Source organism: Amycolatopsis sp. NPDC051061, from assembly GCF_040682935.1.
Lineage (GTDB): Bacteria > Actinomycetota > Actinomycetes > Mycobacteriales > Pseudonocardiaceae > Amycolatopsis.
Genome location: NZ_JBFBBZ010000013.1, coordinates 104,394 through 127,927, shown reverse-complemented (window position 1 = coordinate 127,927; position 23,534 = coordinate 104,394). Strand labels below are relative to the sequence as shown.

17 protein-coding genes are annotated in these 23,534 nt (G+C 70.9%); 2 read left to right on the top strand and 15 right to left on the bottom strand.

All coding sequences use genetic code 11. The features are described from left to right. Window positions 1–64 precede the first annotated feature (64 nt). Window positions 65–2,767: a TIM-barrel domain-containing protein gene (locus AB0N03_RS19670; RefSeq protein WP_364373348.1), complete on the top strand. Its 2,703-nt coding sequence runs from the start codon at window positions 65–67 to the stop codon at window positions 2,765–2,767. A 107-nt stretch (window positions 2,768–2,874) separates the two neighbouring features. Further along, window positions 2,875–4,029 (top strand): epoxide hydrolase family protein, encoded by a 1,155-nt coding sequence (locus AB0N03_RS19665; protein ID WP_364373345.1) that lies wholly within the window; start codon window positions 2,875–2,877, stop codon window positions 4,027–4,029. A gap of 883 nt (window positions 4,030–4,912) precedes the next feature. On the opposite strand, the gene AB0N03_RS19660 is transcribed toward AB0N03_RS19665, so the two are convergent. From AB0N03_RS19660 to AB0N03_RS19590, 15 genes are all read right to left on the bottom strand, one after another. Continuing rightward, window positions 4,913–5,041 (bottom strand): hypothetical protein, encoded by a 129-nt coding sequence (locus AB0N03_RS19660; protein ID WP_364373342.1) that lies wholly within the window; start codon window positions 5,039–5,041, stop codon window positions 4,913–4,915. Window positions 5,042–5,102: 61 nt separating this feature from the next. Further along, a complete protein-coding gene (locus AB0N03_RS19655; protein ID WP_364373339.1) occupies window positions 5,103–6,449 on the bottom strand; it encodes a class I adenylate-forming enzyme family protein in 1,347 nt (448 codons plus the stop codon). Window positions 6,450–6,452: 3 nt separating this feature from the next. Then, window positions 6,453–7,928, bottom strand: coding sequence for an AMP-binding protein (locus AB0N03_RS19650; protein WP_364373336.1), 1,476 nt, complete (start codon window positions 7,926–7,928; stop codon window positions 6,453–6,455). A gap of 25 nt (window positions 7,929–7,953) precedes the next feature. Beyond that, window positions 7,954–9,936 (bottom strand): carbamoyltransferase C-terminal domain-containing protein, encoded by a 1,983-nt coding sequence (locus tag AB0N03_RS19645; protein WP_364373334.1) that lies wholly within the window; start codon window positions 9,934–9,936, stop codon window positions 7,954–7,956. Continuing rightward, window positions 9,933–10,184, bottom strand: coding sequence for an acyl carrier protein (locus AB0N03_RS19640; protein WP_364373331.1), 252 nt, complete (start codon window positions 10,182–10,184; stop codon window positions 9,933–9,935). The genes AB0N03_RS19645 and AB0N03_RS19640 overlap by 4 nt, the downstream gene beginning before the upstream one ends. Further along, complete coding sequence (locus AB0N03_RS19635) at window positions 10,171–12,180, bottom strand: carbamoyltransferase C-terminal domain-containing protein (protein ID WP_364373328.1); 2,010 nt, start codon at window positions 12,178–12,180, stop codon at window positions 10,171–10,173. The genes AB0N03_RS19640 and AB0N03_RS19635 overlap by 14 nt, the downstream gene beginning before the upstream one ends. Window positions 12,181–12,232: 52 nt before the next feature. Next, window positions 12,233–13,399, bottom strand: a complete 1,167-nt coding sequence (locus AB0N03_RS19630) for a hypothetical protein (protein WP_364373326.1) — start codon at window positions 13,397–13,399, stop codon at window positions 12,233–12,235. Beyond that, on the bottom strand, window positions 13,396–14,622 hold the full coding sequence (locus AB0N03_RS19625; RefSeq protein WP_364373323.1) for an MFS transporter: 1,227 nt from the start codon (window positions 14,620–14,622) through the stop codon (window positions 13,396–13,398). Before AB0N03_RS19625 ends, AB0N03_RS19630 begins: the two co-directional genes overlap by 4 nt. Before the next feature lie 4 nt (window positions 14,623–14,626). Then, window positions 14,627–16,012 carry a hypothetical protein gene (locus AB0N03_RS19620; RefSeq protein WP_364373320.1) on the bottom strand — a complete coding sequence of 462 codons (1,386 nt, stop codon included), beginning with the start codon at window positions 16,010–16,012 and terminating at the stop codon, window positions 14,627–14,629. Window positions 16,013–16,216: 204 nt separating this feature from the next. Beyond that, window positions 16,217–17,392, bottom strand: coding sequence for an acyl-CoA dehydrogenase family protein (locus tag AB0N03_RS19615; protein ID WP_364373318.1), 1,176 nt, complete (start codon window positions 17,390–17,392; stop codon window positions 16,217–16,219). Beyond that, window positions 17,392–18,516, bottom strand: a complete 1,125-nt coding sequence (locus AB0N03_RS19610; protein WP_364373316.1) for an aminotransferase class I/II-fold pyridoxal phosphate-dependent enzyme — start codon at window positions 18,514–18,516, stop codon at window positions 17,392–17,394. Before AB0N03_RS19610 ends, AB0N03_RS19615 begins: the two co-directional genes overlap by 1 nt. After that, window positions 18,510–19,673 carry a citrate/2-methylcitrate synthase gene (locus AB0N03_RS19605; protein ID WP_364373313.1) on the bottom strand — a complete coding sequence of 388 codons (1,164 nt, stop codon included), beginning with the start codon at window positions 19,671–19,673 and terminating at the stop codon, window positions 18,510–18,512. The genes AB0N03_RS19610 and AB0N03_RS19605 overlap by 7 nt, the downstream gene beginning before the upstream one ends. Continuing rightward, window positions 19,670–20,467 carry an acetoacetate decarboxylase family protein gene (locus AB0N03_RS19600; protein WP_364373310.1) on the bottom strand — a complete coding sequence of 266 codons (798 nt, stop codon included), beginning with the start codon at window positions 20,465–20,467 and terminating at the stop codon, window positions 19,670–19,672. Before AB0N03_RS19600 ends, AB0N03_RS19605 begins: the two co-directional genes overlap by 4 nt. Further along, a complete protein-coding gene (gntD, locus tag AB0N03_RS19595; protein WP_364373307.1) occupies window positions 20,464–21,507 on the bottom strand; it encodes a guanitoxin biosynthesis L-enduracididine beta-hydroxylase GntD in 1,044 nt (347 codons plus the stop codon). The genes AB0N03_RS19600 and gntD overlap by 4 nt, the downstream gene beginning before the upstream one ends. Beyond that, window positions 21,504–23,498 (bottom strand): ATP-binding protein, encoded by a 1,995-nt coding sequence (locus AB0N03_RS19590; protein ID WP_364373304.1) that lies wholly within the window; start codon window positions 23,496–23,498, stop codon window positions 21,504–21,506. The genes gntD and AB0N03_RS19590 overlap by 4 nt, the downstream gene beginning before the upstream one ends. Window positions 23,499–23,534: the final 36 nt, after the last annotated feature.

The following is a 23,534-nucleotide window of genomic DNA, read 5'->3' as shown; positions in this document are numbered from 1 at the left end:
AGGAAAAGAGGCCGATGTGTTCGGATCACTGTCGTCTTGGCCGTCCCGCATCGTCACGGCAGTCGTGGTTCTCCTCGTGTGGACCACCGGCGTGCTGCCCGCCCAGGCCCGAGACGGCCGTCCGGTGAGAGACGACGGCGTCGTCCGGGACGGCCATGCGCGGTTCGAAGTGCTGACGCCGACGTTGATCCGGCTCGAGTACGCGGGTGACGACCGATTCGAAGTCCGGCCGACCTTCAACGCCGTGGGGCGCGGGGTTGCGCCTCCCACCTTCACGACGAAGGTCGCCGGGGGGTACCGGGAAATCAGGACCGGCAGCCTGATCCTGCGCTACCGGCAGAACAGCGGTCCGTTCACCCGGTCCAACACGTCGGTTCAGCTGATTTCGACGGGAGTCACCGCCGCGCCTCTCTTCCCTTCGTACTGCGTCTTCTCGGCGGTCTGCGAAGGCGAGAACGGGCTCCCGGTCGGCTCGGCTTCCGTCGCATACGATCACCGGGGCTACACCGGGTCCGGTTTCCTCGCCGGGCTCACCGAAACCGGGGCCACCCTCACCCAGGACGTCTCCGCGGTTCCCGCGACGGGGCAGTACCAGCTCACGGTCCGGTACGCGAACGCGCAGGGCGGCGACGGCCAGAACACCACCCGCACCCTCTCCACGGTCGTCAACGGCGTACCCGGCCCACGACTCACCTTGCCGGTGACGTCGTCCTGGGACACCTGGGCCACGGCGTCGGTGTCGATCCCGCTGAACGCCGGGACGAACAAGGTCAGCGTCGTCCAGGGGACCGGCGACTCGGGCAACGTCAACCTCGACAGCCTGGCCGTCACCTCGCCGGGAACGGCCTACCCCGTCGCCGACTCGTCGCTGCTCACCACGGCCTACGGAGCCGGGCCGACGTCCGTGCTGGGCGGCTGGGACCGTTCACTGGACAACCCGGAGGCGGTCCCGACGCCCGAGCACCCGGGCCTGCTCGACCGCGACGGCTGGTACCTGCTCGACGACACGCGCTCGGCGTTGCTGAACGCGGACCGGACGATCACCGATCGGCCCACGCACGGGGCAGAGCCCTACCAGGACGGCTACTTTTTCGGCTACGGCAAGGACTTCAAGCGCGGATTGTCCGACCTGAACACGCTCACCGGTCCGACGGCCTTGCTCCCCCGATCCGCTTACGGCGTCTGGTACTCCCGCTACTTCGGTTATTCCGACAGCTACTACCGCTCCACGTTGCTGCCCAAGTTCCGGTCGACCGCCACGCCGATCGACTGGCTGGTCGTCGACACCGACTGGAAGTCGCCCTCGCAGTGGAACGGGTGGAACTGGAATACCGCCCTGTTCCCCGACCCGCAGGGGTTCATGAACTGGACGAAGCAGCAGGGACTGGACGTCACGCTCAACGTGCACACGTCCATCGCGAGCAATGACCCCCGGTTCGCGACGGCGAACGCGACCGCGGGTGGCCTGAAACCGGACGGTGGGGGGAACTACACCTGGGACTGGTCGAATCCCGCGCACCTGCGCAGCTACTTCGACCTGCACCAGCCGTTCGACCGCCAGGGCGTCCGGACGTGGTGGCTGGACTACTGCTCCGGATGCGGCGGGGCCACCGCCTCCGACCCCGGTGTCGCGCCGGACAACTTCATCAACCAGGCGTATGCGGACCACGCCGCCGCGCAGGGTTTCCGCGGGTTCTCGTTCGGCCGCATCGGGGGTGCCGAGCGGGGCGGCATCCACAGCAGCTTCCCGGTCGGTCCGTGGTCGGAACGCCGCAACACCCTCCAGTTCACCGGCGACGCCCCGGCGAGCTGGGACATGCTCGCGTTCGAAGCGCGGTTCACCCCTGACGAGGCGGCAGCGGGCCTCGGCAACGTGAGTCACGACATCGGCAGCTACCACGGCGGCCACCTCGCGGACGACCTCTACGCACGGTGGGTCCAGCTGGGCACCTTCCAGCCGGTCGACCGGCTGCACTCCGAACACGGAGACCGGCTGCCCTGGGACTACCCCGGTGCCGCCGGCGACAGCGCGACGAAGTTCCTCCGCTTGCGCGAGGCGCTGGTGCCCTACACCTACACCCTGGCGCAGCAGGCGAGCGCGACCGGTGTGCCGATCACGCGGCCGCTTTACCTGAACTACCCGGATCAGGACGCGGCCTACACGAACCCGCAGGAGTACTTGTACGGCGACAACGTGCTCGTCGCACCGATCACGACACCCGACAGTTCGGCGGGGACCGGTTCCGTGAACGCCTGGATCCCGCCGGGCACGTGGACCGACTACTTCACCGGAACCGTCTACACCGGACCGTCGACGGTGACGATCACGAAGCCGCTGGCCGAGATGCCGGTGTTCGTCAAGGCCGGCGGGATCATGCCGGCCCGGACGAACTACGTGGACAACGCCGCCGCGCCGCTCGACCAGCTGACGGTGAACGTGACCGCGGGCGCGGACGGCAGGTTCTCGCTCTACGAGGACCGCGGCGAAGGAAGCGGGCCGTCCACCACGACCGGGATCGGCTGGCAGAACACGGCGAGGACGCTCACGGTGGACGCGGCGTCGGGAGCCGCATCGAACCGCGCCTACACCCTGCGCCTGGCGAACTCCGCCGCGCCTGCCGCGGTGTCCGTGGATGGCGTTCGCCTGCCGGAAACCGCGTGGTCGTACACCACGAGCTCCCGGACGGTCACGGTCACCACGGCGACCCTGTCGTCGAGCAGCCGGCACACGATCAGCCTGAGTGGCGTGACCGCGCCGGCGAACTGACGAATTCCGGGTGGCGCGCCGCCGAAACGGCGCGCCACCTCGGCGGTGGTCGGTCTGTCGCAATCCCCTTCGTTGCGGAACGGCCGGAAGGATCTAGCGTCGGCCGGGTGAACTCTGCGCGTGTACCCCGTTCGGAAGCCGTTCAGCCGTTCCGGATCGCGGTCACCGATGCCGAGCTGGAGGACCTGCGGTGCCGCCTGCGAGCCACCCGGTGGCCCGATCACCTCGTGGGCGGCGGATGGGACTACGGCACGGATCCCGCGTACTTGCGCGAGCTCGTCGAGTACTGGGCTGAAGCGTTCGACTGGCGGCGTGAAGAGCGGCGGCTGAACTCGTACCCGCAGTTCCTGGCGGAGATCGAAGGCCTGAACGTCCATTTCGTACACCAGCGGGCCGGTGGCGGTGGTGGGCTGCCGGTGCTGGTCCTGCACGGCTGGCCGGGTTCGTTCGTGCAGATGCTCGACCTGCTGCCTCTGCTCGCGGCGCCCACGGAGCACGGTGGTGAAGGGGATGACGCTTTCGACGTTGTCGTCGGGTCGTTGCCCGGTTTCGGGTTCTCGGACACCACGAACCGGCCCGGCCTGACCGAGCCGCACATGGCGCGCTTGTTCCACCGTCTGATGACGGAAGTGCTCGGCTATGAGCGGTATGCGGTCCGGGGAAGCGATTTCGGGGGGAGTGTCGCCGAGGCGCTGGCCACTCGCTACCCGGAGGCCGTGGTGGGGATCCACCTGAGCGGCACCACGCCGCGCGCGGACAACCCGCCGCCAGACCCCGGCCCGGCGATCCGGCAGTACCTCCGCGATGTCGAGCGGTGGCGGGCATCCGAGGTGGGGTACGGCGCGATCCAGTCGACGAAGCCGCAGACGCCGGCGACGGCGCTGAACGATTCGCCCGCCGGCCTGGCCGGGTGGATCGTCGAGAAGTTCCGCCGGTGGAGCGATTGCGACGGCGAAGTCGAGCGTCGTTTCACCAAGGATCAGCTGCTGACCAACATCAGCCTCTACTGGTTCACCGCGACGATCGGATCATCGATCCGGCTCTACTGCGAGTCCGACTACGAACAGGAATGCGGCTGGGACGTACCGACCGCGCATCTCATGTCGTCGAAGGACATGTTCCCGACCCCGCGCGAATGGGTGGAGCACGTGTCCCGGGTCGATCGCTGGACGGCAGTGGACCGCGGCGGTCACTTCATCGAGTGGGAGGAACCCGGCCTCGTCGCGGAAGACATGCGGGCGTTCTTCCGGACCTTGCGCTGAGCGCGGGGCGCCGTGCGTGTCACGTCTGGGTGCCGACCAGGTACATCGACGTGACCTGGTTGTCCCACTCCGGGGGCACCACCTCTGACCTGCGAAAACAGGCGTCTGAGCGGGCTCGATCGGAGCGGCGATCCAGGCCACGATGTCCGGTTGTGTACGGCTGAAACCGGTGGTGTGCGGCCAGTCGCGGCCTACTTTTTGGCGGATCCGAGGCCTCGGACGGGCGGGTAGCCGGCCGCGCGGGAGAGCCGGAGACGGTACGGGCGGCAGTGTCCTGGCCCGGGCGGAGGTGGAGTCCGCCCCACCGGCGTGGCCCGCATCGGCGGCCCGATACTCGGCGTGGGCGGTGTCCGGCGCGCAGGTGATCGACAGTCCCCCGTCACTACCCGAACGGAGAGCTGTTTCAGTGCCTGCGCTCCAGTGCTGCCAGACCGGGGGCGCTGCCGGGCCGGCCTTCGGTGCCGGCATCACGACACCGATCGCACTGCGAGCAGACTGATCGCGCTGCTGGTCATCCCGCCGTCGAAGTCCGACCGCGAGCGCGTGATCCCGATGTCGCCGGAGCTGGTCCACGTCGTCGCCGCGATCCTGCGCCGGCACCTAGTTTACGGACCCGTTCCGCTGGTTCCCCGCTACGACGGGCACGAACGAACCTGGATCCAACCGATGCCCTACCGCTTCCAGCGTCAGATCGGCGCAGTCCGGCGCGTCGTCAGCACCGGCACCGTCCTGAACAACCTCCGGAGGGACTGTAAAACGTTTAACATTTTACAGTCCCGCCGGTGGAACAGCTCCCGGCCGAACTGCGGCGACGGTGAGAGCGTCAATAGCCGTGACGGTCGTGCCTGACGGGCCGGTTGCATCGCGTACGGCCGGTGTGGATTCACTGGAGGTTGCCGGTGACGTTGGCGAACGCCTCGATCCCGGTTCTCGACCAGCTTCGCCACGTCGTGGGTGATCTGGCGAAGAAGGACACCGTCATCGACGGCATCCGGACCTCGCCGCCTGTCACCGTGCCGCAGGGCGGCACCGCCGACGGGCCGGATACATTGCATCGAAGAACGCGCGGCGGTTCACCCCTGGGCGCCCGCCGCGGTCAGCATGTGCCACATCCGCGAGCGGATCGGTTTCCCGAGCGCCGTCCGGGGGATCGACGAGACGAATGCGATTTTCGCGATCGCCGGGTCGAACGAAGCCAGCGCGGCCCGGACCTCGGCGGTCTTGGCGGGGTGCTCGACCACGATGCAGGCGCCCAGCCGATCCCACTCGCCGGTGCTGTCGATCGCCACCACACCGCAATCGCGCACGGACGGTACCTCGAGCAGGCGCTCCTCGACATCGCCGGGAGTGGTGCGCCCGCTCGGCAGCATCAGGATCTCCTTGGCCCGGCCGATCAGGAAGACACACCCCAGCTCGTCGACGTAGCCGAGATCGCCGGTGCCGATCCAGTCCGGCGCCGGTGCACTGACACCGTTCGCTCGGTGGGATACCTCGATCTCCCCCACCTCGCCCGGCGCGCAGACCCGGCGACCGGCGTCGACGACCCTGGCCGCGGTGCCCGGGCTCGGCGAGCCCAGAGCAGTGGACTCGCCGAGGTCGACAAGGCGGGTGAAGATCGCCGGACCCAGCTCGGTGGCTCCGTAGATGGAGAAGATCCGCGCGTTCGGGAACGCCTCGACGGCGGCCGAGGCCAGCCCGCCGTGCACCGGACCGGCGAGCACCTTGACCGTCTTGATCCGCGCGAACGGATGGTCGCCGCGGTCGAGCAGCTTGCGCAGGCTGTACGGGGTCAGCACGATCTCCCGGCAACCATGCCGGTCGGCCAGTTCGGGGACCTCGGCAACACTTCGAGCGGCTACGCTGACGACACCGGCCGACAGGTGCCGGAGCAGGATGCCGTGGACCCCGGTCGACGTACCGAAGGGGACTCCACAGTGCACCACCCGGTCTGCCGGTCGGCCCGCCGGCCGCCACGGTCGGAAGTCCCAGTCTCCGTGGCGAGAGACGGTCGGTTTCGGCACGCCCGTGGTGCCGGAGCTGAAGATGACGTCCAGGGGGTCGTCGGGACCGGGCCGTGGACCCGGGCCGGGCCGGATCCGGTGTGGCGGTTCGTCCCCCTGTCCCAGCCGCACCACCGGGCTGCCGACCGTGGCAAGCAGCCGCTCGTCGTCTGATAGCACCGCCACCGCCCCCAGCCACGCGCAAGCCAGGTAATCGACGGCGGTCGCCGTCCAGGACCCCGCCGCGAGGGCGACGTGCGTTCCGCGGCCGACGCCTGCTTGGCGCAACAGCCGCGCCTTGCGCACGGCGCGGCCGAGCAGCGCTCGTAGCGGCAGGAACTCGTCCACGTCCACGACCGCCCCGTCGCCGGGGTCGAGTGTGCGGTGAGCCATCAGCTGGGCGATCGATTTTTCGCTCATCAGTCAGTCCTCGGTCAAGCCGAACTCGCGGGCCAAGCTTCTCCTCGACACCTTGCCGCGCGCTGTCTTGGGGATGGCGGCGACGACCACGATGTTCAGCGGGTTGTGGCTCGGACGCAGGTGATCGAGAATCGTGCTACGCAGGATCTTCGGTGTGACATCGGGACCTCCGGCCACCACGGCCACGGCCAGTCCTTCGCCGAGCGTTCGGTGCGGCACCGGGAACGCGACGCATTCCCGCACGCCCGGGTGCCTCGCCAGGACGGCCTCCACGTCATGCGGCGCGATCTTCTCGCCGCCGCAGTTGATCAGGTCGCCGATCCGGCCCTTGACCACCAGCTCCCCGGACTGGAGCGCGCCTTGGTCCGCGGTGGGTGACCAGCCGGCTCGCACGAGCTCGCACGCGGACGACGACAGTTCAGGTCCGGCGCGGGACAGGAGAGCGTCCCGGACGACGTTCGCGCCGCGGATCCAGATCTCCCCGTCGTGCCCGTCGGGCACGAGCCGTCCCGCGTCGTCCGCGATGGCGATCTCGCAGACGGTTCCCGGCCCGACGTCGCCGGGGCAGGACGGCGAGAACCGGCGGGACGACACCTCACCGGGCGCCTCGCTCAGGACGTAGGCGTTGAGCAGCAAAGACTCCCCCATGTCGCGAAGGTGTCCGACCAGTTCTGCGGTCAGTGGCGCGGAACTCGTCCGGAGGACCCGCGGAGTCCACTTCGGACCGAAAACGCCTCGGGCGAGCAGCAGGCCGAGCGCCGCCGGGCTCATCGCGCTCCACGTGCACCGCAGGCCTCTCGCCGCTGGGAGACGGGCAGCGGATGCGCGGGCGACCCGCGCACCACGGATCACCGGTGCGAGCAGCCCGGTGATCAGGCCGAGCGTGTGATGCAGCGGCGACACGGTGAGCACGGCGTCGTCCGGTCTGAGGTCGGCGTGGCGCCACACCCCGGCGAGCGCCGCCTCGACCTGCTCCGCGGGCAGCGTCACGAGGTGGGGCGCCGACGCCGTTCCCGAGGTGACCACGCCGAGTTGCAGCGCCCCCGCCGACGACCCGGCCCAGGTGTGCGGCGCGTGCGACAACCGGACCTCGTGTCCGGCCACGAGAACTGGTGTCGCGCGGCCGGTGGCCCACGCGGCAAGGCGCTCGAGCGCGTCGGAAACCACCACGAGATCGGGAGACGCGGTCTTCGCCAGGCGGTCCGCCGCCGCGTCGGGAGTGCGCCCGTCGACCATGACTGCCGTACCCCGTAAGGCGAGCAAGGTGGCGAGCGTGGTCACTCCGACGTCATCGCAGACCCACACGCACGAAGGTGAGCCGTGCCGCGCGATCGCGGCTGCGATCGCGTCGGCAAGACACAGCACGGCGTCCGCCGTCCACGATTCGCCGGTCGCCGGCCGGGTGAGCACCAGTGCGCGCGGGGCACCTTCCAGCGTCGCCCGGAGCACATCCGGCCACGGCCCGTCGAACCCCGTCACGGCCGCGTCCGGCCGGTCCGCGGGCTCACGTCCGCGTCCGCGGGTTGTGCGACTGGTGGATCCACCGGTCGAAGAGCCGGGCCAAGTCGCGGTCCGCGGCAAGCCACGCGTCCACGGTCCGCTTGAGGGTTTGAGCGCTTCGCCGGTCCGCGGGGTCGAACCTTCGGCGCAGCAGCGGGTAGCGCAGCCAAACGTGCAGGTACAGGTCGTCCAGAGCGGCCGGGTTGAGCGAACCTGCGAGCGCCGCCGTACGGGCCTCGTCGCGCTCGAACGGCCACGTGGTCCGGCCGCGTGGACCGTCCTCTTGGTACAGATCCATGTCCTTGAACGTCACCCGGCGCCGATTGAGGTAAGCAACCGGAATGCCCTTCCTGAGGCAGAAATCGATGGCCTCCGGAATGGTGTCGGCGATGAGCTCGTCCCGGCCGTCGAGCGATGCGCTGCACAGGAGCGGAACGCCGGTGGCTTCGGCGAACGCGGACAGCACCTCGTGCAGGAACGGGTCCTGTTCGCGGTTCAGCGTCTGTACCTGCGCGGCGCGGTCCAGATGTGCGATCGCGGGCACCATGGCCCCGCGGTCCTCGCGGACGAGGAACGTCTCGAGCAGGTACGGCGACGGGCGGGCGCCCTCGAACCACGCATCGCAGTCCTCCTGCCGCACCATCGACGCCGCCGGGCGCCACCACTCCCGCTCTTTGAGCCGGTTGAGCTCGTCCTTCGACTTCGGCGACGTCGGGTCGGCCAAGATCGAGCGATGACCAAGGGCGTGCGGCCCGGCGGCCGCCGGGCCGTCCACCCACACGACGGGACCCGCTCGCAGGTCGTCCACCACCTGCCGGCAGTCGCCCGGACGGGCGTCGGCGATGAAGCCCGCGAAGTCGCGCAGCGCTCCTGCGGCGTCGTGGTCCTCGTGTCCGAGGTAGGCACCGGGGTACCGGAAGTCGAAGCCGGTCCCGCAGCTCCGGTGGAATCTGTTCAGTGCGATGCCGAGCGACTGGCCGCTGTCGTCGACGCACGGCGGAGAGAGCAGGCGCCGGAACCCGAACTCCGCCATCAACGCGCTCGTCGTCGAAGAGTTCAACGCGAAGCCACCCGATAACGCCAAGTTCGTCACCGCGGGGTCGAACCCGAACCGCGCACGCGCCTCCTCCACATTGCGCACCATCACAGCCAGCGAGATCCGCTGGACCTCCTTCATGACCGCACTCACCACTTGCTCGTCGCCGCCGAAGCGCTCATCCGCCACCGCCCGGCCCCCCGCGAACGCCGCCACGACCGCGTCGTCCAGACGCCCGAGCAGCCGCTCACACTCGACCTGCAGCTTCGTGGCCGGCCCCACGAAAGATGTCCTGTCGAGCACTTCGTCCCGCAGCTCGTCCAACGTCGAGTCGCAGCGGGTGGCGGTGGCGAGCGCCACCAGGGCGTCCTCGCGCAACCCGTAGCGGTGCCGGGCCGCGGTGAACAACCGCGCGGGCGACGCCACCGGGAACCACGTGAACTCACCGGACTCGACATACGCACCGGCGAACGACGACGGGTATTCCTTCGACGCGGCCGACAGGACCGAGTCCGAGTCCGGGCCTCCGTCCACCGCCAGCGCGAGGACCGGCTCCGACCACGCGACCTCCGTGTCCAGCAACGCACAACTGAACACGTGCGCCACACTGTGCGGCGGCAGATCCACCTCCGCGAAGTCCGCTGTCACGTCGACGTAGCGGTCACCGCCGATCCCGGGGGTGCCCCAGAACTCCACCACTTGCGCGGCGTCGACACCCACCGACGTGAGCAACGACGCCACCAACTCGTCACCCGTCGCCGAATCGGGCACCGCGGCCCCGTGCCGCCGCCACCCCGACAGCCGCTCCACCGGCCAGTGCGCGATGACCCGCACCTCCCGGCCCGACTTCAGCCACAGCGACACATTGTTGTTGTGGCGCAACCAGGTGTCCAGCAGGTGGGGCAACCCCGGCGGGGTCAGGTACGCCGAAACGTAGTAGCCGTCCTTCATCGCGGACCGGGGTGGCTCGCCTCGAGCCGAGCCGCCACTCGTTCCAAAGGTTCCGAGGAGAGCAGAGCCTCGGCGCTCGCGACGATTCCCTCCTCTCGCAACGTCTCGACGACGATGATCGCCGACAGCGAGTCGCCGTCCAAGTCCTGGAAGGTCCGCGACGGATCGACCACATCGATCGCCAGCGTCTCGGCCACGACCTCGAGGAACCGCGTGGCGATCCGGCCGTCAAGCTCAACCTCGGACATGGTCCTCCTCCTTCTTCTGCCTCTCGCGGGGGCGGTCCACCAGGCCGGTCGCCCTGCTGATCCACAGCCGGATCCCCGCCTCGAGCTCGTGATTCGTCGCGAGCCAGCTGTCGACCGTTCGCCGAAGCGCCTGTGCGCTCCGGCGATCCGCGGGATCGAACCGTCGGCGCAGCAGCGGGTAACGCAGCCAAACGTGCAGGTACAGGTCGTCCAGACCGGCCGGATTGAGCTCACCTGCGAGCGCCGCCGTGCCCGCCTCGTCGCGCTCGAACGGCCACGTGGTCCGGCCGCGTGGACCGTCCTCTTGGTACAGGTGCATGTTCTTGAAGGTGACCCGGTGCCGGTTGAGGTACGCGACCTGGACGCCTTTCCGCAGGCAGAAGTTGATGGCCTGCGCCACGGTGTCGATGATGGGCTCGCCCTTGTCGTTGAGCGAGGTGTTGCACAGCAACGGAACACCCGTGGCTTCGGCGAACACGGACAGCACCTCGTGCAGGAACGGGTCCTGCTCGCGGTTCAGCGTCTGCACCCGAGCCGAGCGGTCCAGGTGCGCGATCGCGGGCACCCGGGCCTCACGGTCCCGGCGAACGAGGAAAGTCTCCAGCATGTAGGGCGACGGGCGAGCGTCTTCGAACCACGCAGCACGATCTTCCTCACGCACCATCGGCGCCACCGGGCGCCACCACTCCCGCTGCTTGAGCCGGTTCAGCTCGTCCTTCGACTTCGGCGATGTCGGGTCGGCCAAGATCGAGCGATGACCGAGCGCGCGTGGCCCGAGCTCGGCCCGGCCGTCGACCCACACGACCGGCGCCGACCGCAGGTCGTCCACCACCTGCCGGCAGTCGGCGGGTTCGACCTCGGCGATGAAATCGGCGAACTCCGCGAACGAGCCGGCCAATTCGCCGTCCTGGTGGCCCAGGTAGGCGCCCGGGAACCGGAAGTCGAAGCCGGTCCCGCAGCGCCGGTGGAAGGCGCCCAGTGCGATCCCCAACGACTGGCCGCTGTCGTCGACGCACGGCGGAGACAGCAGCCGCCGGAACCCGAACTCCGCCATCAACGCGCTCGTCGTGGGACAGTTCAACGCGAAGCCGCCCGCCAGCGCCAGGTTCGTCACGGTCGGGTCGAACCCGAACCTCGCACGCGCTTCCTCCACATTGCGCACCATCACAGCCAGCGAGACCCGCTGGACCTCCTTCATGACCGCGCTCATCACTTGCTCTTCGGCACCGAAACGCTCATCCGCCACGACCCGGCCCGTCGCGAACGCCGCCACGACCGCGTCGTGCATGCGCCCGACCATCCGCTCGCACTCCACCAGCAGCAGCGTCGCCGGCCCGGTGAACGGCAGCTCCTCGAGCGCCTCGTCCCGCAGCTCGCTCAGCTCCGCGTCACAGCCGGCCGCCGTGGCGAGCGCCATCAGCGTCCCCTCGCGCAACCCGTAGCGGTGCCGGGCCGCGGTGAACAACCGCGCGGGCGAAGCTACCGGGAACCACGTGAACTCACCGGACTCGACATACGCACCGGCGAACGACGACGAATACTCCTTCGACGCCAGCACCGAATCGGGGCCGCCGTCCACGGCGAGCGCAAGCACCGGCTCCGTCCACGCGACCTCCGTGTCCAGCAACGCGCAACTGAACACGTGCGCCACACTGTGCGGCGGCAGATCGACATCGTGGTGGTCCCCGCCGACGTCCACGTACCGATCACCGCCGATGCCGGGCGTCCCCCAGAACTCCACGACGTCCGCCGCGTCGACACCCACCGACGTGAGCAACGACGCCACCAACTCGTCACCCGTCGCCGAATCGGGCACCGCGGCCCCGTGCCGCCGCCACCCCGACAGCCGCTCCACCGGCCAGTGCGCGATGACCCGCACCTCCCGGCCCGACTTCAGCCACAGCGACACATTGTTGTCGTGGCGCGCTCGGAGGTCGAGCAGGTGCGACAGCCCCGGCGGGGTCAGGTACGTCGAAACGTAGTAGCCATCCCTCACGAATTGCCTCCAGGTCCGCTGGTCGAGGTGGGTGCCGAGGACGTCGCCGCGCTCAGTGCGGCCGCCAGTGTCCGTCCGCGGCGACGAAGCGCAGGATCGAGAGTTCCGGCGCGTGCCGGACACGGTCGGCGGTGAACGTCGCGCGAACCGAAGCGAGCCCGCGCACCACACCGGCGAGGCAGCTCCGCACCGCCTCGGCGCCGACGCAGTAGTGCCTGCCGAGGCCGAAAGAAACGTGCGGGGTACGCCGTTGCGCCATCGAGATCGGACACGGGAACGCCTGCGGGTCCAGGTTGGCCGCCGCCAGCGCCAGGAAGATCCGGCAGTCCGGCGGCACGAACTCTCCCGCGAGCCGCGTGTGGACGGTCGTGAACCGGCGAGAGAAGCGGAAGGGCGTCGCCACGCGGAGGACCTCTTCCGCGACAGTCGCCGGCGGCAGCGTGGCCAGCACCTCCGGCGTGACGGTGGTCGCGAGCGTCGTGATCACCGAGACCAAGGGATCGTAGGCACCGCTCACCGTCTGCGCCAGGGTCGCGACGGCGGACTCGAAGCCGAGCGCTGGGTCGTCCGCGATCGCGTGAACGGCCCGCAAGTACCTGGTTGCCCCCGAGGCGGCCGGCAGCGCACCAGCCAGCCAGTCCCCGAGCGCGCGCTGCGCCCGTACGACGTCGGCGGCCCGGGCGTCGTCCATGACGGGCCACGTCAGCTCACGGACGATCACCTGCGCCCAGCCGATGAGCTCCGTCGCCACATCGGCGGGGACCCCCAGCAGCCGGGCCACCAGCCCGGCCGCGATCGGCTCGGCGACCTGCTCCAACCAGGAGAACGAGTTCCCGCCGGTCTCCCGCCGCACCGCGACGACGTGCTTCAGCGCCGCTGCCCCGACGGCGTCGGTCACATCGCTCGTCGACCGGACCAGGTGCCTGCGAAGGCGAGTGTGGTAATCACCGTCGGAGAACAGCGGCCACCTCACGTAGTGGGCCTTCATGACGGTCTGGATCTCCCGCGACCCGTCCGGGAGGGTCGCGAGCGCGAGCACGTCACGACGCGGGCGCTGCGTGGTCAACTCGACGGCGGGCAAGGACGTTCTCACATCCGCGTACCTCAGGAGGACGAGTTCGCCAGTGCCCGCGCGAACCGCGTCCGACGGGCCCGCCGCCAGGCCGCGAAAGACCTCCATCGTGTCGACACCGGTGTAGTCGCGCAGCATGTCGATCATCGGACCTCGTCCCGTTCGCCGTCCGACGCCGCGGCCGGACTGGCGTACGCCCGCACCTGCGGGTCGACCAGCGGTATCACGGAGATCGCCACCCCGACGACGGCACCCAGCAGCAGGATGGGATGTGGATCGACAGCCTTGCCGAGCACGCCGACCACCGCGAACGCCACCGGCATCAGCGCCGACGAGCCCGCCGCATCGAACGCGAACACCCTGCCCCGCATGGCGTCCGGGACATCCCGCTGGATCGCCGTCACCCACAGCACGGTGTACACGTCGAGACCGACTCCGGCCAGGAAGTGCACGCCGACGAACGCCGCCACCGGCAGGTCCGCGCTGAGCACGAGCAGGAGCAGGCCGAACGGCAGGAGCGCGAGCTGCGCCAGGGTGCCCGGGCGAGCCGGCCGGATCCGCGCAACGACCAGCGAGCCGACGACGTTACCCGCCGCGAACGCCGACAGGCAGGCCGCGTAGGCGACCGGCTGGTGCCCGTACCCGGCGAGCACGGCCGGGAGCAGCGTCATCCACGGCACCATGCACAGCGCCACCTGCACGAGTGCCAGCACGATCAGCAGCCAGATCCACCGCCTGCTGCGCACCGCGTCGAAGCCCTCGCGCAGCTTCGTGGCGAAGCTCGCCGTCCGCCGCCGCGCCGTCGCCGTCGTGCGCACGCTCAGGAAGCACGCGAAGCTCACGGCGAACGTGGCCGCGTCCACGGCGAGAATTCCCGCGACGTCGGTGACCTGCGACAGCAGGCCGCCCAGCGCGGGGCCGAGGAACGCGCCCGCTCGCTTGGCCACGCTGATCACGCTGTTCGCCGGCTGCAGGTCCGCCGCGGAGACCACCAGAGGCAGCGCGGCGGAGAACGTCGGCTGGAACACCGCGCCGACGGCGCTCATCACGAACAGCAAGACCATCGCGAGCAGGTGCTGATCGGTGACGAGCGTGAGCCCGATCCCGAGCACCAGGAGCAACCGGGCGGCATCGCAGAGCGCGAGGATGCGGGTCGGCGGCCGCTCGTCCGCGATCACTCCCCCGGCCAGCGACGCGACCAGGGAACCCGCGCTGCGGGCAGCCAGTAACCACCCGAACGTCGCGACGTCGCCGTCGGCCAGCGCGGTGAACGCGAGGGCGAAAGGCAGCAGCGGGTCGCCGATCGTGCTCAGCGTCTGCCCGAAGAACATTCGCCGGAATGCCGGGTTCCTGGTCAGCAGCAAGGCCATGGGATCAGATCCGCTCCGCTCCGACAGGGATGTGCAGCCGCTGCACCACCGGGTTCCGCTTGCCCGCCGGACTGAGCACGAACTCTCCCGACGCCTTCGCGCGCAAGCTCAGATCGCTGCCGTCGGTGAAGTACCGGCTGAGGTGGGCGTTGACCTCGGTCACGGCCGCTTCCGCGTCTTGGCCGCCGGACGCCGGGATCACCAGCACGGCGACGCCCGGCTCGGACTGCACGATCTGGAAGTCGTGCAATCCGAGCCCGATCAGCGCCTCGTAGAGCAGGTACGGGCTGTACACCCGGCCGTCCGACGCGACGAGGCGCGCCTGCGAGCGGCCGTGGAGCCCCGCGATGGTGCGTCCCGGTCGTCCGCAGTCGCACGGCGCGGAGCTCGGCATCGCCAGATCGCCCGTGACGTACCGCAAGATCGGCATCACGTCCGACTTGAGCGACGTGAGCACGATGCTCTCCGCGCTGTCCTCGCCCGGCGTGCCGTGCGGCAGCGTCTCGCACACCACCCAGTCGTCTTGGAAGTGGAGAGACCGGCGCGGGCACTCCCACGCGGAAAGCCCGGTCTCGCTGGTGCCGTACATCATCGTCACCGGCGCTCCGAACACCTCCTCGACGAGCGCGCGACCCGGCTCGGGCATCTCCTCGTAGGTGGCGACGATCGCCGTCGGCCGCACCGCGATGCCGCGGTCCTGGCAGTAGCGCGCCATCGCGATCACCCGGCTGGACGTGCCGTACACCAGATCCACGTCGAACTCGCCGACGATCGCGTCGTACTCGGCGTGCACGTCGGCGGTGTCGCGGTCGTAGCAGTGCTCGAGCCCGCGCAGGTTCCACCACACATACGGCCGCGGATACAGCTGCACCTGGATCAGCGGCGAGTCCGCCCCGAGCAGCGGCGCCGCGAGCGCCACCCCGGTCTCGGGCAGGCCGCAAGCGGCGTACGCCCGTTCGCGGATGATCACGTCGGCGAGCCCGTCGCCCTCCTCGGTCTTGATACTGGACACCGGTTCGCCGGTGCTGCCGCTGGTGCGCAGCATGTACATCGCCCCAGGGCGAAGCACACCGTCCTCGGGCGAGCGCGCCACGAGATCGGCGAACGAGGCCCGCAGCTCCTGCTTGGTCAGCACCGGGAAGGCGGCCAGTCCGGGCGGCGGGCCGGCGACGTCGCCGGGGCCGGGGCCGGAAAGGTTGGCGTAGTACGGCACCTGCTCGTGGGCGACGGTGAGCAGGTCGGCCAGACGGCGCTCGCCCGCGGCGTGGTCCATCGGCACACCGGCCTCGATGTGCTCGCGGCGGCGGCGGAACTCGCCGGTCGTGCTCTCCTCGTCCCGTTCCCGCAGCGCCTCGTCGAACGCCGCCGCCAGAGAAGCCGGAAGCCCCATCTCACTCCTCTTCTCGCGAATCCCTTTGCTCCGGGCGCGCGGTCACGCGCCGACGTTGCCGGCCGGCGCGTGACCGCTGTTCGGCCTGGCCTAGTTGGCCTGCGGCACGGTCGTCTTCACCGCGGCCTTCTTGATTTTGCGACCAGCGAAGTGCATGGCTTCCCTCCTTTCGGTTCTCTGGAGCCGTGCCCGTTGCGGGCGCGGTCAGATCCGCATCGTGTCGACCGGTTCCCCCGCGAGGAGCGCACCCGCGATCGGGTAGAACTCCGGTCCGACGCTGGCGTGCTGGGCGAGCGTGGCGACGTCGCGCATCCGCCGCTGCAGCGCCGAACCGTCGTACAGGGCACCGCTGCCGGCGAGGCGGAACGACGTCTCGGTCGCCTCGGTCGCGACCTGCACCGCATAAGTGCTCGCCGCGCGCATCCTCGCCCGGTCCAGCAACGAGAAGTCACCGCCGGCCGCGGCGGTGTGCCAAGCCTGCCGGGCCTCCGCGTGGATCAGCGCCCGTGCGGCGCGGAGCTGGGTGTCCGCCTCGGCGATGCGTGTCTGGAACAGCGGCGATTCGGCGACCCGGCGCGCCCCGTAGGCGGGGCGCTTGCCACCCGCGGCCACTTCCGCCGCGTCCTCCAGCGCGGCGCGACCCGCACCGACCGCGACCGCCGCGATGAACAGCGCCAGCGGCGCCACCGGCGGCACGCGGAACACAGTGTCCGGCAACGTGCTCCACCCGCCGAAGAGCCGGCACGTCCGCTCGGCCGGGCAGAACACGTCACGCACCCGGATGTCGTGGCTGCCGGACCCGCGAAGCCCGAGCGCGCGCCACGTATCGACGATCTCCACCTCGGCTGCCGGGAGCAGGGCGAGCCGCATCACCGGCATCCCGTTGGACATCAGCTCGGGCTCGTCGCCGTTTCCGACCGCCGCATGCACGAACACCCACCCGCTGTGCCCGCACCCGCTGGCTAACGGCCACTGTCCCGACAGGACGTAACCGCCGTCGACCGGCCGCGCCGTGCCTTTCGGCGCGTGCGAACCGGCCGACACGACGTCCGGGCCATTCGCGTACACCGCGTCGACGGTGGCTTGCGGGAACAACCCGAACACCAGGAGGTTGCTGCACGCGATCATGGCCGACCACCCGGTGGACGCGTCCGCGGTGGACAGTTCCTCGATCACGTCCAGGCAGGCCGCGATGTCGAGCTCCTCACCGCCGTAGCGCCGGGGCACGAGCATCCGGAAGCACCCGGCCCCGGTCAGCTCGGCGACGAGGTCCGGCGGCAGTGCGCGGGCGTCCTCGATCTCCTGCGCGCGGCTCGCGATCCCGGGCGCCAGCTTGCGGACCCGGTCCAGCACGGTCGACGACACCGGTCCCCGCCCCATCACGTGGACCCGGTCGGCACAGCGCGCCACACTTCGGCCAGCCGGCGTAGGCCGTCGGCGAGCAGGTCGCGGTCCCTGGCCAGCGCCAGCCGGAGCTGCCCGGCGCCCTCGCCCGGCCGAGCCCAGTGGAACTGGTCGCACGGCAGCACGTGCACGGCGCGGTCCACCAGTCCGGCCCGCACGCGCTCGGCCTCGGCTGCCGAACCGACGCCGATCCGGCAGACGCTCACCCGCGCGTCCGGGTCGACCAGATCGATGCCGTCGAGGGAGTGCAGCGCGGTGGTCACCAGCCGTCGGTTCTCCGCGACCAGGCCGCGCAACCGCTCGAACCCGCCGTCGACGGCGTCGAGCGCGAGCAGCTCGACCAGCCGCAGCACGAAGGGTGACACCGTGAGCAGCACCTCGCTGAGCACGTGGTCCACGGCGTGACGCAGGTCAGCGCTGACCGCAAGGAAGCCGAGCTTGAGTTCCGAGACCGGCCACAGCTTCCCGGTGTCCTCGATGACCACGTAGGAGACCCCGGCCGCCTCCAGCACCTCGTAGTTGTCGAACTGGGCGCGCGTGTCGAACCCGCGGAACGACACGTCCAGGCAGAGGAGCAGCCCGTGGTGCGCACACGCCGCAGCCAGCCGTGCGAGGGCGTCGCGGTCGAGGAACCAGCCGGTCGGATTGTTCGGCGTGGTCACGAACACGCACGTCGCGCCGGCGGCGACGGCACCCGAGAGGTCCGCGGTCGCGCAGTCCGCCTCGGACAGCGGCCGCACCCGGACCTTGCGCACGAGGATGTCGTGGAGGTTGTCGAATGTCGGGTGCACCAGCGCCACCTCGTGGCCCAGGTCGGCGAGCACGTTCCCGACGACCATCGTCGCCACCGAAGACGAGTACACGCTGAACACCCGCTCGTCGGCCACCGGCGCGGTCCGCTGGCCGAGCGCGTGCAGGAACTCGGTCTGCGCGGAGCGCTCGAGCTCCCGAAACGACTCCACCTGCGCGGTCTCGAAGAGCTCGGGGAACCGGTAGACCACCTTCAGCTGCGAGTCGGTCAGCTCCTGGCGCGGGTGACCGTCCGCGAGGTTGATCGGCGTGTCCAGCGCCCGCTGTTCCAGCTCGGTCAGGTTCAGCATCCGAAGCCTCCGTTCCGCCCGGTGGCACCGCGCACCCCCGGCTCCTGATCCGGTCCGAGCCAGCGCGAGGCCGGGCTGACGATCCGTTCGCCCCGCTCGACGTACTCGATGACGTGTGCGGCCCACCCCACCAGCCGGGCCGCGGCGAAAACGCAGACGAACTCGTCGTCCGGGATGCCCACGGCCGACAGAACGCCGCCCGCGAAGTAGTCCACGTTGGTCAGGTTCGGCCGGTCCGGGTGGCGCGCGGCGAGCTCGCGCTCGGCCACGGCCTCGACCGCCGCCGCGACCGCGTGGTAGCGCGGGTTCGCCTCACGGCAAACCTCCGCGAGGATCCGCGCGCGCGGATCGTATCGGCGGTACTCGCGGTGCCCGAAGCCCATCAAGCGGCCACCGCGGGCCAGCAGATCCAGCACGAAGGCTTCCGCGTTCGCCGGGTCGCCGACCCGGTCGAGCATCCTGGTCGCTTCGGTGGTGGCGCCTCCGTGAGCCGGTCCCTTCAGCGCGCCGATCGCCGCGACGATCGCCGAGGTGAGGTCACTGCCGGTGGACCCGACAACCTGTGCGGTGAACGTGGATGGGCTCAGCGCGTGGTCGGCGGTGACCGTGAAGTACGCCTCGAGCCAGCGCACCTGCCGCGGGTCCGGCGCCTCGCCGTGCAGCAGGTGGAGGAAATTCGCCACGTGCCCGAGATCGGCGCGCGGCTCGAGCTCCGGCAGGCCGCGCCTACGCCGGTGGAAGGCGGCGACCGCGGTCGGCGCAACGGCGGTGAGCGCAAGCGCCTCCGGCACGTCGGGCGCCCGGACGCCACGGGCCGCGCCATGTGCGGACAGGATCGTCCGCAGCGCCGCGGCGGGCTCGGCGGCGCAGGGCAACCCCTCCAGTGCCGCCCGCGCCGCCGCGTTCAGCGGACGCCCACCCGCGAGCCGCGCGGCGAACGCCGTTGCGGCCTGAGGCTCGGGAAAACCGCCGTGCAGCAACAGGTGCACGATGTCCTCATAGGACCGGTCCACCACCGACTCGATCGAGTTGCCGCCGCGGTAGAGCAGTCTGCCGTTGGGGCCGTCGACGTGGCTGATCGCCGTTTCCGCGACGATCACGCCCTCCAACCCGGACCGGAACCCGGGATCCTCGGCGACCTTTCCCGCGGTGCTCATGGAGTCTCCGTCAGCAGTCGACCGCCGGTGATCGTCTCGGCGAACGAGAACCGATACCCGGCGATGATCTCGACCGGGCGCAGCATCGACAGCTCGTCGGTGGGCGAGTCGAACAGCTCGAGCTCGGCCGTGCCGGTCCACACCGACCCGATCCGCTGATCGGTGCTGCCGCCGGTGACCAGCTCGCTCACCGCGGTGCCGCCCGGGTCCCATGACGGGAACCGGCGCGTGTGGACCAGCGGGGCCAGCATCAGTTCGGGCGCGGCGGCCGGCTCGACCAGGGTCACCGACGCCTCGAGCAGCCGCCGGTCCCCTGCCGCCAGAGTGCCGGCGAACCGGGCACCTTCGCCCGCCGCCGGGGTCGCCCGCCCCAGCTCGAAGGACCTGGTGAGCGCGATGCTGCCCATCTTCTTGGGATAGCCTTGGATCAAACCTCGCACGAGCGAGAAGTCCTTGTCTACCCAGCAAAACGGACACCGCGCGACCGGCTGCGCCTGCCACTGGCACGCCAGCGCGACGTAGCACTCGCGGTACTGGGACCGCACGGGGTCCAGCAGCTCGGCGCCGCCGTCCGTGCACGACTGCCAGTCCCCGAAGATCGCCGCGGCGTGACCGGGCCGTGTGGACGCGGTCACGCCCGCGGGCAGGAACGCGGCAACGGCCGCCGGATCGGCGAGGTACTCGACCATCAGCACGTCGCCGGAGAAGTGCCACGGCGGTGGCGGCACCAGCGCCGACCTGCCGGTCGGCGACAGCGGCAGGGTGTAGCCGGTGAGGGCATCGGGGGCGCTCATACGATCAACCGCGATCCCGCGCTGACCCTGGCGTGTCGGGACCTGCGCAGGTCCCGGGCCACGTTGATCCGGCGCAGCCAGCGGTCGGTGCCGTCGTAGCGGGCGCCGAACGCCTCACGGCCGTGCACGACCTTGTAGTTGTCGATGACGCAGAGGTCACCGGGCGCGAGCCGGTAGCAGGTGAGCCCGTCCTCCACCGCGGCCATCAACTCCTCGAGTGCTTGCGCCGCGACGGGATCGCCCGCGGCTGCGTGGGTGTAGTGCTGGTCGAGTCGCAGGTACGGCGATCCAGGATCGCCGAAGAGCAACGGCACCGGCTCCGGGGTGTCCGTCATCCGGGCGAGCAGGTCCGCCACCCGGGTCCGGACCGGCGCGGGGATGTCGACGACCGGCGAGGCGGGCGCACTCGACAGGTGTGACCCGTCGGGCAGGATGTGGAACCGCGGCTCGTGGAGCACCGGGTCACCCAGCACTTCGGCGGGCAGGTTGTGCACGCACGCAAAGGTCGTCGCGACCGCGTCGGGATTGCGTAGGCACAGCAGCGCCAGGTAGTCCGACCGCAGTGGGTGGAACGCCTCCTCGGTGTGCCACGTGAGGGTGGAACTGCTGCCCGACGCCAGCTGCTCGTCCGCGTCCTCGCGGCTCGGCGCGATGGTGTGCACCATGCGGCCGCGCTGCTTCGTCGACCACGCCACCGGTGACCCGAGCAGGCTCCCGCACAGAAACAGGTAGAAGTCCAGCTCCCGCGTCGACACCGGCGGCCAGTGCTCCAGCCAGTGCGCGGGCGTCCGGCCCAGCCGATCGTCGTCCACCAAGAACCCGCGGACAAGGCAGATGCAGGCCGGCTCGTGCAGCCGGAAGTCGTTGAGCCCGGTCCGAAGGGCCCGGGGGAGCTCCTGCGCGTAGGCGTCGGCTTCGTCCTGGAACGCGGCGTCCTCGGCAAAGTCGAACCGAGCCACCACCTCGGCCAGCACCTGCTTCACCGCGGTGAGATCGGTGGCGGAGAGCTCGATGGTGTGCACGTGCGGTGCGCCGTTCACGCGTCACCTCCGGCGAGCTCGTGCAGACGCCACCCCAGCAGCCCGGACAACCGCTCGGCCGTCGCGTGCTCACCGTCGCCGACGACGACGATCGAGCCCGGCACCCGCTGCCGGCGGAGCGTGCCCGCGGTGGCGATCGCCCGCGCCCGCTCGGCTGGCGGCTCACCGCGGCGTCCGCCCCGGCCGTCGGTGACGACGAGGACGTACGGCGTCGCACACCCCTGGTATTGCCAGCGCCTGCCGCTCATCGCGACCGCCTGCGCGATCCCGTCGACCAGCGGCGTACGGCCCCGTGGCCGCAGCCCGAGGACGTGGTCGATCGCCTGCGTGGCGCACCGGGCGAACGGCTGGGCGACCGTGGCCCTGCTGCCCCCGGCGACGATCAGCGCGGTCCGGTCCCCTCGTTTGCCGCGGCCGAGCAGATCTGCCACGAACGTCCGCGCACGGCCGAAGGTGCCGTCCATCGCCATGGACCAGGACGCGTCGAGCACTACGATCAGCCCCACGTTCGGCCGTCCGGTGCGCCTGGTCCTCACGACGTCGCACATCCGGGGTCGCACCGGGCCCGCGGCGGGCTGTGCGCGCAGCGCAGCCCGCACCATGGTCGGCACCACCGCCAGCTGCCCGGTGGAGGCCGGCCACACCCCGGCCGGCAGTCCGCCCTCGGGTCCATGGGCCCCGACGACGAGCGTCGCGGTCGCGGCCGAGTCGGGCGCGTGGAGCCGTTCGGCCCGCAGCGGCCCGTGCTCGCCTGCGGTCAACGGCGCCGTGACCCAGGGCGTCCGGGTCCCGCCCGGCTGGACAGGACCGGACTCGGGCGCCACGTCCCCCGGCCTCGGCCGCCCGTTCGGCGCACCGGATCCGCCGGCGTTGCCGGGTTCGGCGGCGGCCGGTTCGGCACCACCCGGCTCGGCCTCCCCGTCGAGGCTCTCGGCCACCGGCTCGTCGGCGGCTCCGACGAGCGACTGCCACGGCTCGCCCCACTGGCCGAGCAGCGCGGAGAGCGAGTCGGCGGAGCCGTCCGGCACAAGGGCCGACACGGCGTCGAGCAAGGCCGCCCGATCGCCGACCCGGTGGTTGAGCACCAGCATCGCCGCCAGCGCGAGATCCCGCTCCGACACACTGTCCTGCCCGCCGAGCGCGGCCGCCGCGGCCGCCGCCCGCACCAGGACGAGGTCCGCACGGTGGCTCGCCACGGACAACCCGGCGACCAGATTGCCCACGCGCGCCAGCAACTCCGGCTGATACCGGACACCGTCGAGCCGCGTCCTCGCCCGCACCAGCCGACCGGCCAGCTCGCGATCGGCCGCGTGGTACCGCGCCCGAGCCGAAGCCGAACGCGTCAACTCCAGGCGGCGGTGCAGCACCAGTGTGCGCAGCGCCGGGTCCAGGACGACATCGGCGTCCACGCTCATGCCGAAGCGGTCCAGGATCTGGGGCCGCAGCCCGCCCTCCTCGGGGTTCATGGTGCCGATGAGACTGAACCGCGCGGGGTGCGCCGCCGACACGCCGTCCCGCTCGATCCGGTGCACGCCGGAACTGGCCGCGTCGAGCATCGCGTCGAGCAGGTGGTCGGCGACCAGGTTCACCTCGTCGAGGTAGAGGAAGCCGCGGTTGGCCGTGGCCAGCAGTCCCGGCGAGAGCCGCCGGCTGCCGTCGCGCAGGGCGGTCGCGAGATCGAGTGTGCCGAGCAGTCGGTCCTCGGTGGCCCCTACCGGCAGAGTCACCAGCGGCACCGGGCGCCGCGCACTGCTCAACGCCTCGCCCGCGGCGAGCCGGTCCCGGCACGAACCGCACAGCCCGGGCTGGTCGGCGGGGTCGCAGTGGACCGGGCACCCGTCCACGACGTCCAGGAGCGGGAGCAGGGCACGCATCGCGCGCACGGCCGTGGACTTCCCGGTGCCGGGCTCGCCCCGGACGAGAATCCCGCCGATGGCCGGGTCGACGACGGTGAGCAGCAGTGCCGCCCGCAAGCCTGCCTGACCGACCATGCTGCTGAAGGGTGGTGACCCTCGGTCGTCATCCCC